Here is a 208-nt window from a genome sequence, read left to right as displayed (position 1 = left end):
CGGCCTGCTGGTGCTGCTGGGCATGCTCGGCACGCTGCTGGGCATGATGGCCACCCTGCGCGGCACGGGCATCGCACTGGAAAGCGCCACGGACCTGCAGGCCATCCGCGGCTCACTCGCCGCACCGGTGAAAGGTCTGGGCTTTGCGTTCGGCACCTCGATTGCCGGCGTGGCCAGCTCGGCCATGCTCGGCCTGCTCTCCGCGCTG

The 208-nt window shown here is 70.7% G+C and carries 1 protein-coding gene; it reads left to right on the top strand.

The window, feature by feature from the left end; all coding sequences use genetic code 11:
• Positions 1-208 (top strand): hypothetical protein (locus Y882_RS18255; protein ID WP_046973387.1); only part of this gene is annotated, 208 nt, incomplete at both ends.

It is taken from the genome of Dyella japonica DSM 16301 (assembly GCF_001010355.1).
In the GTDB taxonomy this organism is placed as follows: domain Bacteria; phylum Pseudomonadota; class Gammaproteobacteria; order Xanthomonadales; family Rhodanobacteraceae; genus Dyella; species Dyella japonica.
Note: the sequence above shows the minus strand (reverse complement) of the source record. Positions and strands in the feature narration are given on the sequence as shown.